The sequence below is a fragment of the Stenotrophomonas sp. PS02298 genome (assembly GCF_029959445.1).
GTDB lineage: Bacteria > Pseudomonadota > Gammaproteobacteria > Xanthomonadales > Xanthomonadaceae > Stenotrophomonas.
Map to the genome: position 1 here is coordinate 1 of NZ_JASCOR010000076.1, position 20910 is coordinate 20910.

Genomic DNA, 20910 nt, shown 5'->3' on the forward strand with positions numbered 1-20910 from the left:
TCTGCCGAGCATGGCTCGGCACTACGGGAGGCAGGCATTTGTAGTGCCGAGCCATGCTCGGCAAGGGGCTTTACCGGGAATGCCCTGCCGAGCATGGCTCGGCACTACAGTTGCCGCGTTACTGGAAGTTGTAGCGCACCACGTGGAAGAACACCGGCGCGGAGAACACCACCGAATCCAGCCGGTCCAGGATGCCGCCATGGCCTTCGATCATCTCGCCCCAGTCCTTGGCGCCGAGGCTGCGCTTCACCGCCGACAGCGCCAGTCCGCCAAGGAAGCCGCAGATCACGATCAGCAGCGACAGTGCCGCCGACTGCAGTGGTGAGAACGGGGTGATCCACCACAACGCCGCGCCCACGCCGGTGGCCGCCAAACCGCCACCGACCAGGCCTTCAACTGTCTTCGACGGGCTGACCAAGGGGGCGAGCAGGTGTTTGCCGAACAGCTTGCCAAACACGTACTGCAGCACGTCGCTGAGCTGCACCACCAGCAGCAGGTAGAACAGCAGCATCAGGTTCTGCCCTTCGTAGCCGGGAATGCGCAGCAGCATCAGTGCCGGTGCATGGCTGAGGCAGAACACGGTGAGCATCACGCCCCACTGGATCTTGGTGTTGCGCTCCAGGAAGTTCTCGGTGTCACCAGACAGTGCCGATACCGCTGGCAAGGCGAGGAAGCCGTACACCGGGATGCACATGACGAACAGGCCGTACCAGTCGATGCCGATCAGCCAGTACTGCAAGGGGATGGCGATGTAGAAGCACAGGCACAGCGCCAGGTGATCGCCACGGCGCGTTGGCGTCAGCGAGATGAACTCGCGCAATGCGAAGAACGACAGCAGGCCGAAGAACACCAGCGTGGCGATCTTGCCGAGCACGAAGCAGAACAGCAGCACGGCGGCCATCACCCACCACGCACGGATGCGGGCGTTGAGGTTGTCGACCACCGAGCCCGGCTTGATCCGGCCGAGGATGAAGCCGATCGAGCTGGCGAGTATCAACACGCCGAATACGCCGCCGATCATCCACCAGAAGCTTGGCGGCGCGCGGTCGATGGCCTGCTGCAGGAAGCTGCCCAGTGGCAGTTGTTGGAAAACGTTGTTCATGCCAGCTCCACCACCGCGTTGCGCGCGCGTTCCAGGAACTGCGCCTTGTCTTCACCCGGAATGCGGGTGAGTGGCGCACCGAAGCGCGCGGTGCACACCAACGGCACCGGCACCATGCTGCCCTTGGGCAGCGCACGGCGCGCGTTGTCCAGATAGACCGGAACCAGCTCCACATGCGGGTACTGCTGGGCCAGATGGAACAGGCCGGCCTTGAACGGCTGCGGCAACGGCTCGTGGTTGCGGGTGCCTTCCGGGAACAGGATCAATGAATCACCTGCGTCCAGCGCGTCATGCAAAGGCTGCAGTGGATCGCCTTCGCATTTGCTGCGGTCACGTTCGATCAGCACTGCGTTGAAGCCCTTGTCGGCGATGAGCTTGCGCACGCCCTTGCTCCAGTAATCGCGCGCGGCGACTGGGCGGGTGTGCTCGCGCAGGGCTGGCGGTAGCGCCGACCACAACGCCACCGTATCCAGATGACTGGCGTGGTTGGCGAAGTAGATGCGCTGGGTGTCGTTGGGGCGGCTGCCGACCCAGCGCGGGTAGGCACCAATGAAGATCTTGACCGCGGCGACCAGCAGACTTGAGAGCATCAGCTGCCTGCCTTGAGCTGCGCGGCGATGGCGCGGGTGCGGGTGAAGCAGGTCAGCAGCGAGCCGGCGGCGATGATGATGGCGGCGGCAGGCAATACGTAGTGCGTGTGCGTGCTCAGCTGCTCGATGATGGCCAGCACGCAGGCTGCGGTGAGCACGAACATGCGGTGTTGCTTGGCCATCGGCCCGCGGAAGTCCTGGGCCAGGCCAAGGCTGGCACCGGACAGGCGCACATAGGCGGTGAGCGCGGCCAGCAATGCGCCAAGCCAGCCCAGCCAGGGCATGCCGGCGGCATGGCCGAGCGCGATGATCAGCAGCGAGTCGGCGATGCGGTCCGGGTATTCGTTGTAGAGCGCGCCGGTAGGTGTCTGTTTGCCACCTTCCATTGCCACCATGCCGTCCAGCAGGTTGCAGATCAGGCGCAGTTGGACGCCGACGGCGCAGGCGATCAGCCCGGGTATCCCGGGGGAATACAACAGTGCAGCAGCGCCACCTGCAGCAAAGAAGATGCTGAGTACCGAAATCTGGTTCGGCGTGATTGAGGAGCGTGCCAACGCGGCGCTGAGGGCGCGAGCCCAGCCGGTGGAACGGGCGGCAATTGGTCTACGGTCTTCCTTTCCCATGGGCCGATGGTAGTGCATTGGTCGTGATGGGGAACAGGGAGAGGGGGGCGCGGCTGCTGGGGTGGATCTGTCGAAGGGCTTTGAGAGCGGTCCTGGGCTCGGCTTCAGTTTTGGCTTTTGGCTCTGGCTCTGGTTTTGGCTGTGGCTCTGGTTTTGGCTGTGGCTTTTGCGGTCGCTTTGGCAGTTGCTGTTTGCTGTCCCTTCTCCCGCCTGCGGGAGAAGGTGCCCGGAGGGCGGATGAGGGGGCTTTTGGGGCTTTGGCTTTTGCTGGATCGAGAGCCAACGCCAACGCCAAAGCCAAAGCTGCCCTCATCCCAACCCTTCTCCCGCAGGCGGGAGAAGGGCTAAAGCAAAAGCAACAGCCAAAGCCAAAAAAACTGTCCTCGCAGGCAGCCTTCTTTGCTCAAACACCACAAGCGAAGGAAACCAGCTCAGACCGCCTGCAGTCGCGCGCGTGTATCTGCATCTGGGAAACCAAGCGTGAGATAACGCGGCGGGTGGATGTGCCGGAGGTCTTCACGCAACAAGTGGCCAAGGACGGGTTGCGCCTGCTCCCAATCAACCATCAGGGTCTCGGCTTCCCCGCCATCCACAGGCATCACCAGAACCAATCGGTCGGTGCGTGGAAGTGAGCTCGCCACCCCATCAGTCCAGGCGCACAGCGAAACCTGGTCTTCGTTATGGACCATGAAAGTGGCAACAAATACATCTTCTTCATGCTTCTGGTGCACGCGCTCGAGCAGCTGCTTCTGCAGCGCATAGGCGTCGGCGTCGAGTTCAATCCGCAGTTGCCGCTGCCGCTCGCGCAGGCCTGCATCCGCCAGTACGTGGGCATGCAGCTGGCCGTCGTCGTAACGCAACACCTCCCAGGAAATCACGCGGCCATCGGCAAACGCATTGGCGGCCAACTCCAGCATCTGCGCCTGCCCCTGCAGGTCGCCTTCGCCGGTGACCAGCAATACGTCACGGGTAGCCAGCATGAACACCGGCAGCCCGGCGACCGGCACACGATGCAGCAGGTCAGGTAGTAGTGCGCGGCTGCTGTCATAGGCATCGCCCCATGCGGCCTGATAGACGCCGGGCAACACCTCGACGAAGGGCTCATCAGGGCTTTCCCGCAGATTGCTGCGAGCGATGCTCAAGGCTTGGTCGAAATCCACACCCCAGGCTTCTTCCGGGCCGCGGGTGAGGGTGGCGGTATGGTCCGGGTGGTCTACCGCCAGCAGCTCGACGCATTCCTCGCTCAGGCGGCGGTACTTGAGCTGCATCGGGGGGGCATCCCACCCATCCTGTTCGGCATGATGCAGGTTGATCTCCTCCAACTGGGTGATGTTGCGGATCAAGGGGCGCAGCAAGGGCCGGGCCTGCTCCCAGCTCATCGCGTCATCTTTTTCGTGAACGCCAAGCAAGCTGCTGAAGGCCTGCAAGGCCTTGCGTTGCTGCCCGCGCGGGGCGCCGAGATAGGCGTGGTAGGCGTTGTGCAGGTTGAAGTAGGAACCGTTGGCATGGCGGATGCGGAAGGTATCCGCCTCGTACTCCAGTTCATGCGGGTAACCATTGCTGCGCACCGCGTCGATGAACTTGCGGGCAAACCGGTCCGGGTCGGGTTTGTCTTTGAAGAGATTGCTGAAAAATGCGGAAAACATGCCAACGCTCCCTGTGTATGCGGAGCAATGGTGTGCGGGCGCATCGGTAATTGGCAAGCGCGGTTGTACAAAAAGCAGACGGGCCGCTTGCGCGGCCCGTCCGGGTGGTGCTTTTACCTGCCGCTGAACTTACTTCAGCTTTGCAGCCTTGCGCAGGGCTTCGGCACGGTCGGTGCTTTCCCAGGAGAACGCAGTCGCGTTCTGGGTCTTGCCGTCGCCGTCGACGTACGAGAATTCCTTCGGCTTGCGGCCGAAGTGGCCGTAGGCAGCGGTCTGCTGGTACATCGGGTGGATCAGGTCCAGCATCTTGATGATGCCGTACGGACGCAGGTCGAAGTGGGCGCGGATCAGCTTCTCGATCTGTGCGTCCGGGATCTTGCCGGTGCCGAAGGTGGTGACCGAGATCGAGGTCGGCTCGGCCACGCCGATGGCGTAGGAGACCTGCACTTCGCACTTGTCGGCCAGGCCAGCGGCAACCACGTTCTTGGCGACGTAACGGGCAGCGTAAGCGGCCGAACGGTCAACCTTGGACGGGTCCTTGCCGGAGAACGCACCGCCACCGTGACGGGCCATGCCGCCGTAGGTGTCGACGATGATCTTGCGACCGGTCAGGCCGCAATCGCCCACCGGGCCGCCGATCACGAAGATGCCGGTCGGGTTGATGTGCACCTTGTTCTTCGGCAGCTTGTCCAGCCATGCCTTCGGCAGCACCGGCTTGAGGATGTGCTCGCGCACGGCCTCGACCAGGTCCTTCTGCTTCACGCCCGGATCGTGCTGGGTCGACAGCACAACGGCGTCCAGACCTTCGATCTTGCCGTCCTGGCCGTAACGCAGGGTCACCTGGCTCTTGGCGTCCGGGCGCAGCCACGGCAACGGCGAGTTCTTCTTCTTGCGGACCTTGGCCTGCTGCTCGACCAGGCGGTGCGAGTAGTAGATCGGTGCCGGCATGAATTCCGGGGCTTCGTTGCAGGCATAGCCGAACATCAGGCCCTGGTCACCAGCGCCTTGCTCTTCCGGCTTCTTGGCCTTCTTGTTGGTGCCGTCAACGCCGGCAGCAATGTCGGGCGACTGCTTGCCCAGCATGTTGATGATGGCGCAGGTGTGGCCGTCGAAGCCGACATTGGAGTTGTCGTAGCCGATCTCGTTGATGACGTTGCGGGTCAGTTCTTCGATATCGACCCACGCCGAGGTGGTCACTTCGCCGGCGACAATCGCCGCACCGGTCTTGACCAGGGTTTCGCAGGCCACGCGGGCGCGCTTGTCCTGGGCCAGGATCGCGTCCAGCACCGCATCGGAGATCTGGTCGGCAATCTTGTCCGGATGGCCTTCGGAGACCGATTCGGAGGTGAACAGGTAGCTGGACATCGGGCTATATATCCCTTGATTCGGATGGAAAGATGGGCGCGCATCATACACGGTCGGCACCTTGACGGAATAGTGCCGAAGTGTCTGTTGCCATCCGGTTAAGGCACGGTCATCGGATTGCCGCAAAACCGCAACCAGCCTGCCTTGTCGCGGGCGCAGGCTCCCGGCCAATGGGCCGACAGGGAGACCTTGCCATGCAACAGATCGCGCAGCGCCTGCAGCAACGCTACCCCGATTGGTTCCACGGCCCGCGCCGCCACCTGGCCCGGCCGCTGCTGCGCACAGTGGGCCGCTGGTCACGTTTCGACCAGATGGACGCCTTCCTGCAGCGCAGTGCCGGGTTGCAGGGCTTCGCCTTCGTCAGTGCCGCGCTGGGCTTCCTGGACGCCGGCTATGCGGTGGATGCGGCAGCGCTGGCGCGGATCCCGGCCAGCGGTCGCCTGCTGATTGTCGCCAACCACCCGTCCGGGGCGCTGGATGCGCTGGCCTTGCTGGATGCGGTGGGCCGGGTCCGCAACGACGTGCGGATCATCGCCAACGACATGCTGCTGGAGCTGGAGCCGCTGCGTGAGCTGCTGCTGCCCGTTCGCATCCTCGGTGGCCATGCCCAGCGGGCCAGCCTGCAGGCGGTGGAACAGGCACTGCAGGCCGAGCAGTGCGTGATCGTGTTCCCGGCCGGTGAGGTCTCGCGGCTGTCGCTGCAGGGTATCCGCGACGGCTGCTGGAACCGTGGTTTCGTCCGTTTCGCCCGCGCCTGTGACACGCCGGTGCTGCCGGTACGGGTGCAAGCACGCAATTCGGCGCTGTTCTACGGCGCCTCGGCGCTGTTCAAGCCTGCAGGTACGGCCTTGCTGGCGCGGGAGATGTTTGCCCGCCGCAAGCGCCCGCTGCGCCTGCAGATCGGCCAGCTGATGCGGCTGGACGCACAGCAGGAGCCGGCGCGGCAGCTGCAGGCGGTGCGCGACGCGCTGTACGCGCTGGGCAGGGAGCAGCAGAACGCCGAGTTTCGCGAGGACGGCCCGCAGCCCCTGGCCGAGCCGGTAGCTGTGGCCGATGTCGCCGCCGCCATCGACACGACTGAGCTGCTCGGCCAGACCAGCGACGGCAAGCAGATCCGCCTGGCCCACTGCGCCGCCAACTCGCCCTTGCTGCTGGAGCTGGGGCGGCTGCGGGAGCTGACCTTCCGCCAAGTGGGGGAGGGCACCGGCCGCAGCCGGGACCTGGATGACTTCGACCCGCTCTACCAGCACATCGTGGTCTGGGACGCGCCCGCCCAGCGCATCGCCGGCGCCTACCGGGTCATGCGCGGCGCACCGGCCTTGGCGCGCAGTGGCCTGCAGGGCCTGTATACCGCCAGCCTGTTCCGCTACTCGGACGATGCCATCCCGCGTATCGCCGAAGGCATGGAGCTGGGCCGCAGCTTCGTGGTGCCCGACTACTGGGGCAGCCGCAGCCTGGACTACCTGTGGCAGGGCATCGGCGCCTACCTCGCCAGCCAGCCGGGCGTGCGCTATCTGTTTGGCGCGGTGTCGATCAGCGCCGCGCTGCCACGCGAGGCGCGCGAGCAGCTGGTGGCCTATTACCAGCAGTACTACGGCGCCGCCCGCAGCCTGGCCGAGTCGAACCGGCCCTTCCAGTACTTCGCCGCGCCACCGAGTTTCGGTGAGCTGGATACGCAGGCCGCGTTCGATGTGCTCAAGGCCAACCTGGCGACGCTGGGCACCAGCGTGCCGACCTTGTACCGGCAGTACACCGATCTGTGCGAACCCGGTGGCGCGCGTTTCCTTGCGTTCGGCGTGGATCCGGATTTCAGCGATTCCATTGACGGCCTGATCGAGGTGGACCTGCAGGCCATCCGCCCGCACAAACGCAAACGCTATCTGCGTGATGCCGGAGCAACGGCATGAGTGCGGTGCCGGTGCTGCCGCCGCACCGGCGCGCAGTGTTCATCTCCGACACGCATCTGGGCGCGCGCCATTGCCATGCGGCGGAACTGGCCCGCTTCCTTACCAGCCTGCGTTGTGAACGTCTGTATCTGGTCGGCGACATCGTCGATCTATGGTGGCTTTCCCATAAGCGCGCAATCTGGCAGCAGGCACACAACGAGGTGATCGAAGCGCTGCATGCACTGCGTCGCGCCGGCACCGAGATCATCTACATCCCCGGCAACCACGATGCGCCACTGCGGCGCACCTGCGGTTTGATGCTGCCGGCCATGCAGGTGCGGCGCCGCGCCATCCACACCACCGCCGATGGCCGGCGCCTGTTGGTCGTGCACGGTGATGACTACGACGGCGCCACCCATTTCGGTGGGCTGCAGGAGCGCTTCGGTGACTGGCTGTATTACCGCATCCTCACCGGCAACCGCCTGTTCAACGCCGCGCGGCGCCGGCTTGGCCTGCGCTACTGGTCGCTGTCGGAATTCCTCAAGCGCCAAAGCGGCGCGGCTGAGCGATATATCGAGCGCTTCGTGCAGGCTGGGCTGGCCGACGTACGCCGGCGCGGCCTGGACGGCATCATCTGCGGGCATATCCACCGCGCGGCGCTGGTCGAGCGCGATGGCCTTATCTATGCCAACGACGGCGACTGGGTGGAAAGCCTGACCGCGTTGGCCGAAGACCCCGATGGCAGCCTGCGCCTGCTCGATCATTCCGGCCGCAGCCTGGTCTGTTTGCCGGGAAGCCTGCGGCAGGCGCAGGCGGCCTGATCGCCCGGCTGACTTCTTCCTCACCCGTTGGGCGGCTATGCTGGGTCCAGCCAACGAGCAGGGAGTATCGGGGTGGCAGGCAAGCAACCAGCATCGGTCGCGATAGGGTTGTGGGTGCTGTGGATGCTGCTGGCGCCGCCGGCAGCAGCCTCGGAGACGGTGCCGGCGTTGAGCTATGAGCAGGCGCGGCAGCGCCTGGAGCAGGTGTCTGATGCGCTGGCCGCCGCCGATGCCGGGGTGCGCAACAAGCTGGACCTGCAGGATGCCAGCCGTTACCTGCGCTTGCCGGAAATCACCGCCGATGTGCGCCGCATGCAGTTCCAGAAGACCTTGAACCTGCCGCTGGGTTCGTTGGCACCGGTGGCCGAGGCCTTCGGCATCGAGTCGCCCTTGGAGTTCGGCGAGCGCGACTGGCGTACACGTCCCATTGTTACTGCCAGCGTGCCCTTGTACAGCGGTGGCCTGATCCCAGCTGCGCAGGGGGCTGCACAGGCCGCCAGCGAACTGGCCCAGGCAGATCGCGAACTGCAGCGGCAGTCCTTGTCGCTGCAGCTGGTGCAGGCTTACTTCGGCCAGCAGTTGGCCGAGCAGGCGGTACAGGTGCGCCGTGACGTGCGTGACGGTCTGCAGCGGCACCTCGAAGATGCGCAGAAGCTCGAACGCGAGGGCTTTGCCACCAAGGCGCAACGGCTGCAGGCCAACGTCGCCCGCGACAAGGCCGAGCGCGAATACCAGAAGGCCGTCAATGATCTGTCCACCCTGCAGCAGGCGCTGGCCACCTTGCTGCGCAGTGGTGGCACGGTTGCGACGACGTCGCCGCTGTTCGTGATCAATGGCCCGGTCGGTGCGCGTGAGGAGTTCGAGCGCAGCGCCCAGCAGCGGCATCCACAGGTTGGCCGTCTGCGCGCGCTGACCGCGCAGGCCGAGCAGGGCGTGCGTGCGCAGCAGGCCAAGCTCAAACCGCAGATCTATCTGTTCGGCCAGTACGACCTGCGCCGTCGTGATGCGTTGTTGACCGACGCCGACTGGGCCTTTGGCATCGGCCTGCGCTACACCTTCCTGTCGCCGACGGCGCGACCACTGCAGGTGAGTGCTGCACGTGCGCAGCTGGAGCAGGCACAGTCGGGGCTGAGCGAAGTGGAGAACCAGTTGCAGCTCGGCGTCGGCAAGGCCTGGAACGAGCTGGAGACCGCCCGCGCGCAGTTCCAGCTGCTCGACAGCAGCATCGCCCAGGCGCAGGAAAACCTGCGCCTGCAGGAACTGTCGTTCCGCGAAGGCCAGTCCACCTCGCTGGATGTGATCGACGCGCGGCTCGGCCTGGGCGGTGCGCAGGTGGAACGTGCACAGGCCGCCTATCAATTCGACGTGGCGCTGGCGCAGCTGCTGGAAGTGAGCGGGCAGCTGCAACGTTTTGACGACTACCGCCAACGTGCGGACAAGGTGCTGGAATGAGCGATTCGCTGCAGGTGGAGACCAATCCGCGGCAACGCCGCGTGTTCCTGATTGCCGGCGTGGTGCTGCTGGTGCTGGTGGTGCTTGGCCTGTGGCTGGGCCTGCGCAGCCCGCCGGACCAGGTGCAGGGCATGGCCGATGCCGACAACGTCAACGTCGCCGCCAAGGTCACCGCGCGCCTGCAGCAGTTGCATGTGCGCGAAGGCGACCGGGTCACCGCCGGGCAGGTGCTGTTTGATCTCGACAGCCCTGAAGTCGCCGCCAAGGAGCGCCAGGCCGACGCGGTGGTGGCTGCGGCTGTGGCGATGGCATCCAAGGCCGAGGAGGGCGCACGCAGCGAGGATATCCGCGCCGCCGAAGCCAACTGGAAGCGCGCGCAGGCCGGCGCCGAGTTGGCGACCAGCACCTTCCGCCGGCTCGACAATCTTTATGCCGAGGGCGTGGTGAGCCGGCAGAAGCGCGACGAAGCACAGGCGCAGGCGCGCAGTGCCAACGAACTGACCCGCGCTGCCCGCGCGCAGTACGACCTTGCCCTTGCCGGTGCACGGGTGCAGGACAAGGACGCGGCACTGGCACAGGTGCGGCAGGCCGAGGGTGCCAAGGCCGAGGTCGATGCGGCCCGCCAGGAAACCCAGGGCCGCGCGCCGCTGGCCGGCGAGGTCGGCAAGCGCATGGCCGATATCGGCGAGCTGGTGCCGGCCGGCTATCCGGTTTTCACCCTGGTCGACATCGACCACATGTGGGTGGCGCTGAACCTGCGCGAGGACCAGATGAACGGGCTCAAGCCAGGCGCCCGCCTGCAGGGCACGATTCCGGCCCTGCAGGACCGCAGTGCGGCGTTCGAGGTGTATTTCATCAACCCGGCTGGTGACTACGCCACCTGGCGCAGCACGCGGCAGTCGTCCGGCTATGACGTGCGCAGCTTTGAGGTGCGGGCGCGGCCACAGCAGGCAATCGAAGGATTCCGGCCGGGCATGAGCGTGCTGTTTGCATGGCCGCAGGACTGACATCTGCCGGCGCCTTCGCCGCCTCGCTGCGGCGCGAGTTGCAGCACTGGCGCAGTGACCGCTGGGAGCTGGCGTTGGTGACGGTGCTGCCATTGCTGCTGATGGCGCTGATGATGTGGCTGTTCTCCGGCTCGGTGCTGCGGCAGGTGCCGATCGCCCTGGTTGACCTCGACCACAGCCCGACCAGTCGCGGCCTGGCGCGCGCCATCGATGACAGCCCCGGCGTGCGGGTGGCAAGCCAACCGGCGTCGCTGCAGCAGGCGCAGGCGCAGCTGCGGGCGCTGGACGTGTTTGCCATCGTGCTGGTGCCGCGCGACCTGAGCCGGCGCGCGCTGCGTGGCGAAACCGTGCCGGTCTACGCCTTCTACAACGCCACCTACATGGCGACCGGGCAGTCTGCCGGACGCGATATCGGCGACGCTGTGAGCGCCTACAACGCGCGCATGCTCAAGCAGCAGATCGCGCTGCAGGTTGGCCCGGCAAAACTGCGTGGGCCGCCGGTGACGGTGCAGGCGACGGTGCTGTACAACCCGGCGCGCAGCTATGAATTGTTCCTGCTGCCGCTGATCTTCCCGGCCATGCTGTCCCTGCTGGCCGCGCTCGCGGCCGGTGCCGCGTTTGGGCGCGAGCAGCGCGATGGCCTGCTCGGCGGCTGGTTGCAGCAACGGCCGTGGGCGGCGATGGCCGGCAAGCTGTTTCCGTATGTCGCGCTGTTCTCGCTGTATGGCGCGCTGGGCCTGCTGTATCTGGCCTATGTGCGCGGTGACGGCATGGCCGGCAGTCTGTGGCTGATGCTGCTGGCGCAGCCGCTGTTCTACCTGGCCTGCTGCAGTTTCGCGCTGTTGTTCATCGCCGTGACCCGCGACACCTGCACGGGGCTGTCTGCGGTGGGTCTGACGATTGGCACCGCGCTGGCGTTTTCCGGTGCGACCTTCCCGGTGATCGAGGCGCCGTTGTTCACCCGCATCTGGAACCTGTTGCTGCCGCTCACCGCCTATGTGCAGGTGCAGATGCAGCAGTTGTTCATGGGGGCGCCGTGGCAAGTGTCGGCGCGGCCGCTGGCGGTGCTGCTGTTGATGAGCGTGGTGGCCGGCGGCTTGGGGGCCTGCCTGCTGCTGCGCACGGCACGGCAACAGGTGCGCGCATGAGTGGCTTTGGTGCTGGCTTCCGGACCGCCTTGCAGGCGATGTTCGCCGACCCGGCCGCGCGCGCGGTGATGATAGGCGCGGTGCTGCTGTACTCGTTCTTCTACCCGGCGGCGTATCGCCACCAGGTCGCCAGTGACCTGCCGATCGCGGTGGTGGATGCGGACCACAGCGCCAGCAGCCGCGAGCTGATCCGGCATGTGGACGCACTGCTCGCGGTGCGGGTGGTCAGCCAGCCGCCGGATCTGGCCCAGGCCAAGCAGCAACTGCTGCGCGGCGAGGTGGATGGCATCGTGCTGATCCCACAGCGGCTGGAGCGCGACATCCTGCGTGGCGGCAGCGGCCAACTGGTGTTGTTGGGCAACGGTGCCTACCTGAGCCGGGCCAGCACCATCCTCAACGGGCTGGCCGAAGGTATCACCGGCTTTGGTCGCCAGCAGGCAGTGCGCCAGGCGGCTTTCATGGGCGCGCCGCAGGCAGTGCCGCTGCAACTGGTGCAGCGGCCGCTGTACAACACGCGTGAAGGCTACGGCAGCAGCGTGGTGCCCGGGGTATCGGAACTGATCGTGCACCAGACCCTGCTGCTCGGTATCGGTGTACTGCTAGGTAGCCGCCGCGCGCAGCTGGGCAGGCGATTGCAGTTCGACCTGCCGACCTTGTCGGGCATGGCTTCGGCGTTCACGGTGGTGGCGGTATGCGGACTGCTGTACTACGTCGGCTTCACTGCCTGGGCGCAGGACTATCCACGCGGCGGCAACGTTCCCGGGATGTTGTTGGCGGTGCTGCTGTTCGCGCTGGCGACGGCGCCGTTCGGGATGTTCATCGCCAGTTTCTTCGATACCCGCGAGCGGGCCTTCCAATACGTCACCGCGGTATCGATTCCGCTGTTCTTTCTGTCCAACCTGTCGTGGCCGGCGATCGCCTCGCCGCCAGCCCTGGTGGCGTTGGCCAAGTTGTTGCCGACCACCGCCGGCATCAATGCCATCGTCCGCACCCAGCAGTTGGGCGCGCGCCTGCCCGAGATCGGTGCCGAGCTGCTCAACCTGCTGTTGCTGGCGCTGCTGTACGGCGGCCTGATGCTGTGGCGACTGCATGGCCGTCGGCAGCGCTGAGCGCAGCGTTGGCTGCTAGCATCGGCGCATGGATTCCCTCAGTCAGATCGTTCTCGGCGGCGCCATCGCCGCCGCCATCACCCCCGCCGCACATCGCCGCGCCGCCTTGCTTGCCGGTGCTGCGCTGGCCACGCTGCCGGATCTGGACGGTCTGGCGATCATGGCCTTCACCGATAACCCGGTGAGCCTGATGACGGTGCACCGCAGTTTCAGTCATTCGCTGTTCGTGCTGCCCTTGTTGGGCACGCTGATCTGGTGGCTGTACAGGCGCTTCGGGCACGGCCGTGTTGCAGCTGCTCCAGCGCGATGGTGGTGGGCGATGGTGCTGGCGCTGGTCACGCATCCATTGCTGGATGCCTTCACCGTTTACGGCACGCAGTTGTGGTGGCCGTTGACGCCGCCGCCTACGATGTGGTCCAGCGTCTTCATCATCGACCCGCTGTATACGATCTGGTTGTTGATTGCCTGCGGAATTGCCTGGTTCGCACGCGCGCGGCCGTTGGCGCAACGCGCGCTGGTGGCGGGGTTGGTATTGAGCACGGGCTACCTGGGCTGGTCATTGATCGCCAAGGCGCAGGTGGACCGTGTTGCCGCCACGTCGCTAGCGCAGATGGGCTTGGCCGACGCGCCGCGCTTCTCGGTGCCGATGCCGTTCAATACCTTGCTGTGGCGGGTGGTGGCGATGACCCCACAGGGCTATGTGGTCGGTGACCGTTCGCTCTGGGCCGATCATGGGGCCATGCAGTTCGATGGCTATCCATCGAATGTGCAGGCAATGCGCCAAGCCGCCGATGTGCCGGCGGTGCGACGCCTGGAATGGTTCAACCACGGCTTCATGCGTGCACAGGTGGTGGGTGGCGAGCTGGTGCTCAGCGATCTGCGCATGGGGCTGGAGCCGGACTACAACTTCAATTTCGCCGTTGCCAGCGAGCGCGATGGCCAATGGCAGGCGATGCCGCCACGGCAAGTGCAGCCTGCGTATCGGCAGGCTGGCAACCGCGACGTGTTGAAACAGCGCCTGGCACAGATGTGGCAGCGCATCTGGCGGGCGCCGGTGCAAGCCGGCGCCGCCTCGACTCAGTAGACCGTTGCGCGGGCCTGCACGAAGGAATAGAAGAACACCGCATTGGGGTCGTTCTGCACCTGGGTGAACTCGGCGCGCATGCCATCGACCGTGGCCTGGTCGACCTTGCCGGCTTCCAGCAGCTGTTCGGCAGCTGATAGCAGCAGTTCTTCCCACAGGGTGAACATCACCTTGCGCCGGGCTGGTTCGCGGTTGTCCAGATGTACGGTCTTGGTCTGCGTCTGCACATCGCGGAAGCCGCCGGCCAGCAGCAGGTTGCCGAGCTTGGCGCCGACGAACGGGTCGCCGCCGCTGTCGATCTGGAAATCGTTGAACGCCATCCAGTAGCGCCAGAGATTGGGCGAGTAAGGATCGAGCAGGAACGAGGCATTCATCACTTCGGTGACGAATACCGGTGAGCCCGGGCTCAGCACCCGCCGTACCTCGGCCAGCGCACGCGCGGGCGAGGGCACGTGCTCCAGCACCCAGCACAGGAAGGCGCCGTCGAAGCTGCGGGGCTCGAACGGCAGGTCGGTGGCATTGGCGCGCTGGAACTCGACGCGCTCCTGCAGCCACGGCATCTGCGCCAGATGCGCGTTGGCGGCGGCCAGCTGGCGTTCGTTGAGGTCGATGCCGGTGACGCGCAGCTCGGGGAAGCGACGCAGCAGGATCTCGCTCTGTGCGCCGACGCCGCTACCTACTTCGAGGATATGGCGCGAATTGCGGAAATCGATGTCATGGAAGATCGCCGGTTCAAACAGGCGTGCCTGCTTGCGCAGCCGCTCCTGTTCGTTCGCCGAGAAGCCATGCAGGTAGGGGAAGTCGTTGAGAGTCATGAAAACAGCGTCGTGCAGTGATCCGCCCAGTATCGCCAGCTGGTGTTACCACGGTGCATGCGTAACGGAACCCAGTATTGCGGTGCCGCAGGCAATGTCGGCCTGGCGCGGGTTTGCGCGGAGGGACGATTGATAGCCATTGGTTCTGAGAGATGACCAATTTGGAATCAGTGCCTGGTGCGACTGTGGGGAGGGCGTTCTGCGGTTGGAAATGGCGGAACAGTCATTTGTCCTGAAAATGAAACGATTTATTGAAAGCGGAGTAATTGTTCTGAATTTGATGGCAAATACAATGGACGCCATCAAGCAAAGACCGGCGGTGTCGTCGGGCTGCTTTCCCCTGAAGGAAACGATCATGAACAGCCAAGCCATCTCCCTGTACAAGAAGCGCCGCTCCCAGTACGCCCTCGGCAAGCAGCTGCCGATCAGCCAGGACGACACCATCCAGTTGATCAAGCAGGCAGTGCGCGAAGCGCCGTCTTCATTCAACTCGCAGTCGACCCGCGCGCTGATCCTGTTCGGCGACCACAGCCAGAAGTTCTGGGACCTGACCAAGGAAGAGCTGCGCAAGATCGTACCGGCCGAGGCGTTTGCCGCCACCGAAGGCAAGATCAACAGCTTTGCCGCCGGCGCAGGCACGGTGCTGTATTTCACCGACACCGATGTGGTGAAGGGCCTGCAGGAGCAGTTCGCCCTGTACGCCGACAATTTCCCGGTGTGGGCAGAGCAGTCCAATGGCATGGCCCAGTTCGCGGTGTGGACCGCGCTTGCTGAGGCCGGTGTCGGTGCCAGCCTGCAGCATTACAACCCGCTGGTGGACGAAGCCGTGCGCAGGCAGTGGGGCATCCACGGCAACTGGCAGCTGCGTGCGCAGATGCCGTTCGGCTCGAATGAAGCCCCGTTCGGTGAAAAGACCTTCATGGAAGACGAGGCTCGTTTCAAGGTATTTGCCTGATCAAGGATTTCGGCTGATCGCCAGCGGCGCGGTTCTCTCCCCCGCGCGCCGCTGACAGTCGAACGGGCCCATCAGCACCAACTGGTGGGCTTTTTTTGTAGTGCCGAGCCATGCTCGGCAAGGGGCTTCATGCACAATCCGCCAGATCGTTGGTAAGGCCTTAGCCGAGCATGGCTCGGCTCTACAGGAAGGGCTCCATGCACAATCTGACAGATTGCGGGCAACGCCCCAGCCGTGCGTGGCTCGGTTCTACAAGGGCTGTATGCACGATCGGGCAGAAGCAGGGTTGCGTAGTGCCGAGCCATGTTCGGCAGAGGCTCCATGCACAATCCGCCAGATCGTCGGTAAGGCCCCAGCCGAGCATGGCTCGGCTCTACAGGAGGGGCTTCATGCACAATCCGCCAGTATCGTCGGTAAGGCCCCAGCCGAGCATGGCTCGGCTCTACAAGGCGTACGCGGTTTCGCCCGCTACCAGTGCATCGAAATAATCACGGGTCAGCCGGATCTGCGCGTCGGCGGTTTCCGCGGCGTTGACCACGGCGCGGAATGCGGCGTTCTCCGGGCGGTCCTTTGCGTACCAGCCCAGGTGCTTGCGCGCGATGCGCACGCCCTGCGGTTCGCCGTAGAAAGCGTGCAGGTCGTTGAGGTGACCCAGCAGGATGTCGCGGACCTCTTCCACAGACGGCGGTGGCAGCTCCTCGCCGGTGGCCAGGTAATGGGCGATCTCACGGAAGATCCACGGTCGACCCTGTGCGGCGCGGCCCACCATCACCGCATCGGCGCCGGTCAGCTTGAGCACCTGCTCGGCCTTGCGCGGTGAGTCCACGTCGCCATTGGCCAATACCGGAATCTTCAACATTGTCTTGATCGCGGCGATGGTCTCGTACTCGGCCACGCCGGTGTAATGCTGGTCGCGGGTGCGGCCATGGATGGCCAGCGCGGCGATGCCGCTGTCTTCGGCGATATGCGCGATGGTCGGCGCGTTGCGCACCTCGGCGCACCAGCCGGTACGGATCTTCAGTGTCACCGGCACATCGACGGCATTGACCACGGACTCAAGAATGCGCGCCACCAGCGCTTCGTCACGCATCAGTGCCGAGCCGGCCCAGGCGTTGCAGACCTTCTTGGCCGGGCAGCCCATGTTGATGTCGATGATCTGCGCGCCGTGGTCGACGTTGTAGCGCGCCGCCTCGGCCAGCTGCTGCGGCTCGGTGCCGGCGATCTGCACGCTGATCGGGGCTGGCTCGCCAGCATGGTCCATGCGATGGATGGACTTGCGGGTGGTCCAGAAGCGCGGGTCGCTGATGGTCATTTCCGAGGCGGCCAGACCCGCACCGAGCCGTTTGCACAGCTGGCGGAATGGCTTGTCGGTGACGCCGGCCATGGGCGCGAGCACCACGTTGGGTGCAATGGTGTAGGGGCCGATCTGCATGGAGATAGTGTAAGGCTGCGGGTTGCAACCCGCGCTGCGTGGGGATGTGGGAGCGGCGTAAGCCGCGAAGCTGGCAATGCGCAAAAGGCCAGAGAGCCTACCCCTCCCCAACCCTCCCCTGCTGCGCAAGGGAGGGGGCGCAGCTATGGGCTCAGACGTCGGCCGGGGTCATCCGCGGCATTGCCAGCGCGGCGCCTTCGTTCTCGGTGGAGCGGGCAGCGTACTGGTTGGCGAAGCGCACGTGCTTGATGAACGCAGCATCCGGTGCCGCTGCCAGCGAAGCGGCGAGGGCGCCGTTGAAGGCGTCACCGGCACCGGTGGTATCCACCACCTGCACCGACTCGGCAGCCACCCGGTAGTACGGCTGGCTGTCGCTGCGCAGCTTGTCCTCATCGTGCGAGACAAACACACCAACCGCGCCCAGCGTCACCACCACGGTGTTGCTGGACAGCTTGCGGCACAGGGCGTGCAGGCTGGCACCGTCCAGGGCGGCGACGTCATCGGCCTCGATGCGTTCGCCGACATGGCGGCCGAGCAGGGCGGCAAACTCGGTTTCGTTGGGGGTCAGCACATCGGCCAGCTTGAGCAGGCTGATGGTGGACGGGGCATTGGCGGGGGCGGCGTTGAGCATGGTCAGTACGCCGGCCTCGCGGGCCTGCGCCAACGCGGCTTCGATCGTTTCCACCGGCGATTCCAACTGGGCCAGCAACACCTTGGCACCACCGATCAGGGCGGCGTTGGCGGCAACGAAGTCCGTGCTCAGCGAGGCGTTGGCACCGGCGCCGATCACGATCGAGTTGCGGCCACGGCCATCGACGTAGATGCCAGCCGTGCCGGTCGGCTCGGCGGTGGCTTCGGCCACCAGCGTGATGCCGTCGGCGTTGGCCAGCTGGCGCGCGAGGTCGCCGCCAGCATCGGCGCCGAGCGCGCAGACGAAGCTGGTGTCGGCACCGGCGCGGCGTGCCGCGACGGCCTGGTTGAAGCCCTTGCCACCGGGACCGGTGCTGTAACGGCCAGCAATGGTCGCTCCCGGCGCGGGCAGGGCATCGCAGCGCCAGACGTGATCGACATTGAAGGAACCGGCAACGACTACAGAACTCATGGAATCTTTGTCTCTAAGGTGGCGATGAAACAGCAGCTGCGATGGCCTGGCCATCTGACCCGGCCGCTTTGTAGCGGCCGGGCCGTATCAGCTGGATTGAATCAACTGAAGTGGGTCAGCACGCCGGCAATGGTGGCGGTCATCAAGGTGGCGATGGTGCCGCCCAGAACCGCACGCAGGCCGAACTTGGCCAGGTCCTGGCGACGGTCCGGGGCCAGCCCGCCGATGCCGCCGATCTGGATGGCGATCGAGCTGAAGTTGGCGAAGCCGCACAGGGCGTAGGTTGCGATCAGGCGGCCTTCTTCGCTCAAGGTGGTGCCAGGAACGTTGCCCTGGATGATCTGCGACAGGTCCATGTAGGCGACAAATTCGTTGATCACGACCTTCTGGCCAATCAGCGAACCCACGGTGGTGGCGTCAGCCCACGGCGTGCCGATCACCCAGGCGATCGGTGCCAGCACGTAGCCGAAGATGGTGGCCAGGTTGGTCGGCTTGCCGATGGCGGCGGCCAGGCCGGTGACGTCACCGATCCAGGTCAGTGGCGCATTGAGCAGGGCGATCAGGGCGATGAAGGCGAGCAGCATGGCGCCGATGTTCAGTGCCAGGCGCAGGCCATCGCCAGCGCCGGCAGCGGCGGCGTCGATGATGTTGGAGGAGGTCTTTTCCACTTCCATCTTGACCGTGCCGCGGGTCAGCGGGGTGCCGGTCTCCGGCACCAGCAGCTTGGCGACCACCAGCGTGGCCGGTGCGGCCATGATCGAGGCGGCCAGCAGATGCTTGGCGTAGAAGGCCTGCGAGGCCGGATCACCACCACCGAGCATGCCGACATAGGCAGCCAATACGCCGCCAGCGATATGCGCCATGCCGCCGATCATCATGGTGATCAGCTCGGACTGGGTCATCTTGGAGATGTAGGGGCGCACGGTCAGCGGCGCCTCGGTCTGGCCGATGAAGACGCTGGCGCAGACGCTGGTGGTTTCCGCGCCGGACACGCGCATCACCTTGGTGATGGCCGCAGCCATGACCCGCACAATGGCCTGCATCACGCCCAGGTGGTACATCACGCCCATCAGCGCCGAGAAGAAGATGATGGTCGGCAGCACCTGGAAGGCGAAGATGAAGCCGTACTTGGGCACATCCATCAGGCTGCCGAAGATGAAGTTCGAGCCTTCATTGACGAAGCTCAGGATCTTGACGAAGCCCTTGCCCAGCCAGTCGAACACGTCGCGACCGCCTGGAACCAGCAGCACCAGCGCCGCAAACGCGATCTGCAGGGTGATGCCGGTGGCAACCAGCTTCCAGTCAACGGCCTTCTTGTTATTGGAAAAGAGCCAGGTGATGCCCAAAAGCACCGCCAGGCCGAACAGGCCGAAGCCGATTCTGCCCAAACCTTCGAACATGAGTAATCCCCGGGCGTGCCCGCAAAAGACGCAAGCCTAGAGCAGCGGCTGATGCCGGGCAAGAATATCTCAGGCATAAGCCGGTATTTGCTGGGATTGCGCCGGTATCGGCAAGGTCCGCAGGGCGGTCCGGTGCGCAGCCGGGGTTACACTTGTGGCCTGTCTGCGCGGATTCCGCGCACCGTCCCCTAGTTGGAGCCAGCCATGCAATACCGTCGTCTCGGGTCGTCCGGCCTGCAGCTGTCCGCCCTGTCATTTGGTGCCTGGGTGACCTTTGGCAGCCAGATCGGGCGCGACGAATCGCGCAACCTGATTGCCTGCGCCTGGGACAACGGGGTCAATTTCTTCGACAACGCCGAGGTCTATGCCAAGGGCCGCGCCGAGGAGGTGATGGGGGATGTGATCGCCGACCTGCGCCTGCCGCGCGATGGCTTCTGCGTGTCGTCCAAGGTGTTCTTTGGCGCGGTCGACGAGCCGGCGCCGACCCAGCGCGGGCTCTCGCGCAAACACGTCACCGATGCCTGCCACGCCGCGCTCAAGCGCCTGCGGGTGGACTATCTGGACCTGTATTACTGCCACCGCCCCGACGCGGAGACCCCGATCAGCGAAACCGTGCTGGCGATGGACAACCTGATCCGCCAAGGCAAAGTGCTGTACTGGGGTACCTCGGAGTGGTCGGGCGCGCAGATCGCCGAGGCGGTGTCCTTTGCCCGCGCCAACCATCTATATGCGCCGAGCATGGAGCAGCCGCAGTACAACCTGCTGCACCGCGCCCGCGTGGAGCAGGAGTACGCGCCGTTGTATGCCGATGCCGGATTGGGCACCACCATCTGGTCGCCGCTGGCTTCGGGCCTGTTGACCGGCAAGTACAACGACGGCATCGCCGAGGATTCGCGCCTGGGGCAGACCACGCTGGGCTGGTTGCAGGCCTCGGTGCTGGGCGAGCCGGCCGATGACCGTGTGGGCAAAGTGCGTCGTTTCACCGCCTTGGCCGAGGAGCTGGGCGAGTCGCCGGCGCAGCTGGCGATTGCCTGGTGCCTGCGCAATCCGCAGGTGTCCAGCGTGATCCTCGGTGCGAGCCGGGTGTCGCAGCTGGAAGAGAACCTGCGCGCACTGGACGTGCTGGGCAGGGTGGAAGAGGGCGCCTGGCAGCAGATCGAGGCGATCTTCGCCTGATAGTGGAGGTGTAGTGCCGAGCCATGCTCGGCAACGCCTGGCGAGCGTGGTTCCAAGCCTGTGCTTGGGGGAGCGGCGTAAGCCGCGAAGCCACAGATCCGTCAGATTGCGGGCATGTTGGTAGCTTCAGTGCTGCCAGCTTCGGCGGGGGTCCCGCCCCCCCCCAAGTGTTTGGTTGGGGGGGGGGGCCCCGGGCC

At 65.4% G+C, this 20910-nt stretch carries 18 protein-coding genes; 9 read left to right on the forward strand and 9 right to left on the reverse strand.

The genetic code is table 11. The features are described 5' to 3' along the window. Window positions 1–118 precede the first annotated feature (118 nt). From QMX78_RS12350 to metK, 5 genes are all read right to left on the reverse strand, one after another. Complete coding sequence (locus QMX78_RS12350) at window positions 119–1021, reverse strand: phosphatidate cytidylyltransferase (protein ID WP_282269942.1); 903 nt, start codon at window positions 1019–1021, stop codon at window positions 119–121. Between the two features lie 77 nt (window positions 1022–1098). After that, window positions 1099–1692: a lysophospholipid acyltransferase family protein gene (locus QMX78_RS12355; protein WP_282269910.1), complete on the reverse strand. Its 594-nt coding sequence runs from the start codon at window positions 1690–1692 to the stop codon at window positions 1099–1101. Then, window positions 1692–2315: a CDP-alcohol phosphatidyltransferase family protein gene (locus tag QMX78_RS12360; protein ID WP_282269912.1), complete on the reverse strand. Its 624-nt coding sequence runs from the start codon at window positions 2313–2315 to the stop codon at window positions 1692–1694. The genes QMX78_RS12355 and QMX78_RS12360 overlap by 1 nt, the downstream gene beginning before the upstream one ends. Before the next feature lie 431 nt (window positions 2316–2746). Then, a complete protein-coding gene (locus tag QMX78_RS12365) occupies window positions 2747–3961 on the reverse strand; it encodes a hypothetical protein (RefSeq protein WP_282269914.1) in 1215 nt (404 codons plus the stop codon). Between the two features lie 129 nt (window positions 3962–4090). Next, window positions 4091–5326 (reverse strand): methionine adenosyltransferase, encoded by a 1236-nt coding sequence (gene metK / locus QMX78_RS12370; RefSeq protein ID WP_282269915.1) that lies wholly within the window; start codon window positions 5324–5326, stop codon window positions 4091–4093. 194 nt (window positions 5327–5520) lie between these two features. Between metK and QMX78_RS12375 the strand changes: the two genes are divergently transcribed. From QMX78_RS12375 to QMX78_RS12405, 7 genes are all read left to right on the forward strand, one after another. After that, window positions 5521–7233, forward strand: coding sequence for a GNAT family N-acyltransferase (locus QMX78_RS12375; protein WP_282269916.1), 1713 nt, complete (start codon window positions 5521–5523; stop codon window positions 7231–7233). Further along, window positions 7230–8033: a UDP-2,3-diacylglucosamine diphosphatase gene (locus QMX78_RS12380; protein ID WP_282269918.1), complete on the forward strand. Its 804-nt coding sequence runs from the start codon at window positions 7230–7232 to the stop codon at window positions 8031–8033. The genes QMX78_RS12375 and QMX78_RS12380 overlap by 4 nt, the downstream gene beginning before the upstream one ends. A 123-nt stretch (window positions 8034–8156) precedes the next feature. Next, window positions 8157–9485, forward strand: coding sequence for a TolC family protein (locus QMX78_RS12385; protein WP_282269947.1), 1329 nt, complete (start codon window positions 8157–8159; stop codon window positions 9483–9485). Continuing rightward, window positions 9482–10492 (forward strand): efflux RND transporter periplasmic adaptor subunit, encoded by a 1011-nt coding sequence (locus QMX78_RS12390; RefSeq protein ID WP_282269920.1) that lies wholly within the window; start codon window positions 9482–9484, stop codon window positions 10490–10492. Before QMX78_RS12385 ends, QMX78_RS12390 begins: the two co-directional genes overlap by 4 nt. Next, window positions 10477–11640 carry an ABC transporter permease gene (locus tag QMX78_RS12395; protein WP_282269922.1) on the forward strand — a complete coding sequence of 388 codons (1164 nt, stop codon included), beginning with the start codon at window positions 10477–10479 and terminating at the stop codon, window positions 11638–11640. The genes QMX78_RS12390 and QMX78_RS12395 overlap by 16 nt, the downstream gene beginning before the upstream one ends. A 38-nt stretch (window positions 11641–11678) precedes the next feature. Further along, window positions 11679–12749: an ABC transporter permease gene (locus QMX78_RS12400; protein ID WP_282269949.1), complete on the forward strand. Its 1071-nt coding sequence runs from the start codon at window positions 11679–11681 to the stop codon at window positions 12747–12749. A gap of 28 nt (window positions 12750–12777) precedes the next feature. After that, window positions 12778–13833, forward strand: a complete 1056-nt coding sequence (locus QMX78_RS12405; RefSeq protein WP_282269927.1) for a metal-dependent hydrolase — start codon at window positions 12778–12780, stop codon at window positions 13831–13833. Here QMX78_RS12405 and QMX78_RS12410 read toward each other — a convergent pair. After that, a complete protein-coding gene (locus QMX78_RS12410; RefSeq protein ID WP_282269928.1) occupies window positions 13827–14648 on the reverse strand; it encodes a methyltransferase domain-containing protein in 822 nt (273 codons plus the stop codon). The two genes, QMX78_RS12405 and QMX78_RS12410, sit on opposite strands and share 7 nt — an antisense overlap. 355 nt (window positions 14649–15003) lie before the next feature. Between QMX78_RS12410 and QMX78_RS12415 the strand changes: the two genes are divergently transcribed. Next, window positions 15004–15603: a nitroreductase family protein gene (locus QMX78_RS12415; RefSeq protein WP_282269930.1), complete on the forward strand. Its 600-nt coding sequence runs from the start codon at window positions 15004–15006 to the stop codon at window positions 15601–15603. A gap of 442 nt (window positions 15604–16045) precedes the next feature. Here QMX78_RS12415 and dusB read toward each other — a convergent pair whose 3' ends face one another. The 3 genes from dusB to QMX78_RS12430 form a co-directional block, all read right to left on the reverse strand. Further along, window positions 16046–17035 (reverse strand): tRNA dihydrouridine synthase DusB, encoded by a 990-nt coding sequence (gene dusB, locus QMX78_RS12420; RefSeq protein ID WP_282269932.1) that lies wholly within the window; start codon window positions 17033–17035, stop codon window positions 16046–16048. 151 nt (window positions 17036–17186) lie between these two features. Then, window positions 17187–18137, reverse strand: a complete 951-nt coding sequence (locus QMX78_RS12425; protein WP_282269934.1) for a ribokinase — start codon at window positions 18135–18137, stop codon at window positions 17187–17189. A gap of 101 nt (window positions 18138–18238) precedes the next feature. Then, a complete protein-coding gene (locus QMX78_RS12430) occupies window positions 18239–19537 on the reverse strand; it encodes a nucleoside transporter C-terminal domain-containing protein (protein WP_282269936.1) in 1299 nt (432 codons plus the stop codon). Between the two features lie 204 nt (window positions 19538–19741). Between QMX78_RS12430 and QMX78_RS12435 the strand changes: the two genes are divergently transcribed. Then, the gene (locus QMX78_RS12435) at window positions 19742–20713 is read left to right on the forward strand and encodes an aldo/keto reductase (RefSeq protein ID WP_282269940.1); all 972 of its coding nucleotides are present in this window, start codon (window positions 19742–19744) and stop codon (window positions 20711–20713) included. The last annotated feature ends 197 nt before the right edge of the window (window positions 20714–20910 follow it).

What these genes read in the sequence shown, in the direction of transcription:
- QMX78_RS12350 (WP_282269942.1), bottom strand. Translation starts at nt 1,021, where the DNA reads ATGATCGGCGGCGTATTCGGCGTGTTGATACTCGCCAGCTCGATCGGC.
- QMX78_RS12355 (WP_282269910.1), bottom strand. Translation starts at nt 1,692, where the DNA reads ATGCTCTCAAGTCTGCTGGTCGCCGCGGTCAAGATCTTCATTGGTGCC.
- QMX78_RS12360 (WP_282269912.1), bottom strand. Translation starts at nt 2,315, where the DNA reads ATGGGAAAGGAAGACCGTAGACCAATTGCCGCCCGTTCCACCGGCTGG.
- QMX78_RS12365 (WP_282269914.1), bottom strand. Translation starts at nt 3,961, where the DNA reads ATGTTTTCCGCATTTTTCAGCAATCTCTTCAAAGACAAACCCGACCCG.
- metK (WP_282269915.1), bottom strand. Translation starts at nt 5,326, where the DNA reads ATGTCCAGCTACCTGTTCACCTCCGAATCGGTCTCCGAAGGCCATCCG.
- QMX78_RS12375 (WP_282269916.1), top strand. Translation starts at nt 5,521, where the DNA reads ATGCAACAGATCGCGCAGCGCCTGCAGCAACGCTACCCCGATTGGTTC.
- QMX78_RS12380 (WP_282269918.1), top strand. Translation starts at nt 7,230, where the DNA reads ATGAGTGCGGTGCCGGTGCTGCCGCCGCACCGGCGCGCAGTGTTCATC.
- QMX78_RS12385 (WP_282269947.1), top strand. Translation starts at nt 8,157, where the DNA reads ATGCTGCTGGCGCCGCCGGCAGCAGCCTCGGAGACGGTGCCGGCGTTG.
- QMX78_RS12390 (WP_282269920.1), top strand. Translation starts at nt 9,482, where the DNA reads ATGAGCGATTCGCTGCAGGTGGAGACCAATCCGCGGCAACGCCGCGTG.
- QMX78_RS12395 (WP_282269922.1), top strand. Translation starts at nt 10,477, where the DNA reads ATGGCCGCAGGACTGACATCTGCCGGCGCCTTCGCCGCCTCGCTGCGG.
- QMX78_RS12400 (WP_282269949.1), top strand. Translation starts at nt 11,679, where the DNA reads ATGTTCGCCGACCCGGCCGCGCGCGCGGTGATGATAGGCGCGGTGCTG.
- QMX78_RS12405 (WP_282269927.1), top strand. Translation starts at nt 12,778, where the DNA reads ATGGATTCCCTCAGTCAGATCGTTCTCGGCGGCGCCATCGCCGCCGCC.
- QMX78_RS12410 (WP_282269928.1), bottom strand. Translation starts at nt 14,648, where the DNA reads ATGACTCTCAACGACTTCCCCTACCTGCATGGCTTCTCGGCGAACGAA.
- QMX78_RS12415 (WP_282269930.1), top strand. Translation starts at nt 15,004, where the DNA reads ATGAACAGCCAAGCCATCTCCCTGTACAAGAAGCGCCGCTCCCAGTAC.
- dusB (WP_282269932.1), bottom strand. Translation starts at nt 17,035, where the DNA reads ATGCAGATCGGCCCCTACACCATTGCACCCAACGTGGTGCTCGCGCCC.
- QMX78_RS12425 (WP_282269934.1), bottom strand. Translation starts at nt 18,137, where the DNA reads ATGAGTTCTGTAGTCGTTGCCGGTTCCTTCAATGTCGATCACGTCTGG.
- QMX78_RS12430 (WP_282269936.1), bottom strand. Translation starts at nt 19,537, where the DNA reads ATGTTCGAAGGTTTGGGCAGAATCGGCTTCGGCCTGTTCGGCCTGGCG.
- QMX78_RS12435 (WP_282269940.1), top strand. Translation starts at nt 19,742, where the DNA reads ATGCAATACCGTCGTCTCGGGTCGTCCGGCCTGCAGCTGTCCGCCCTG.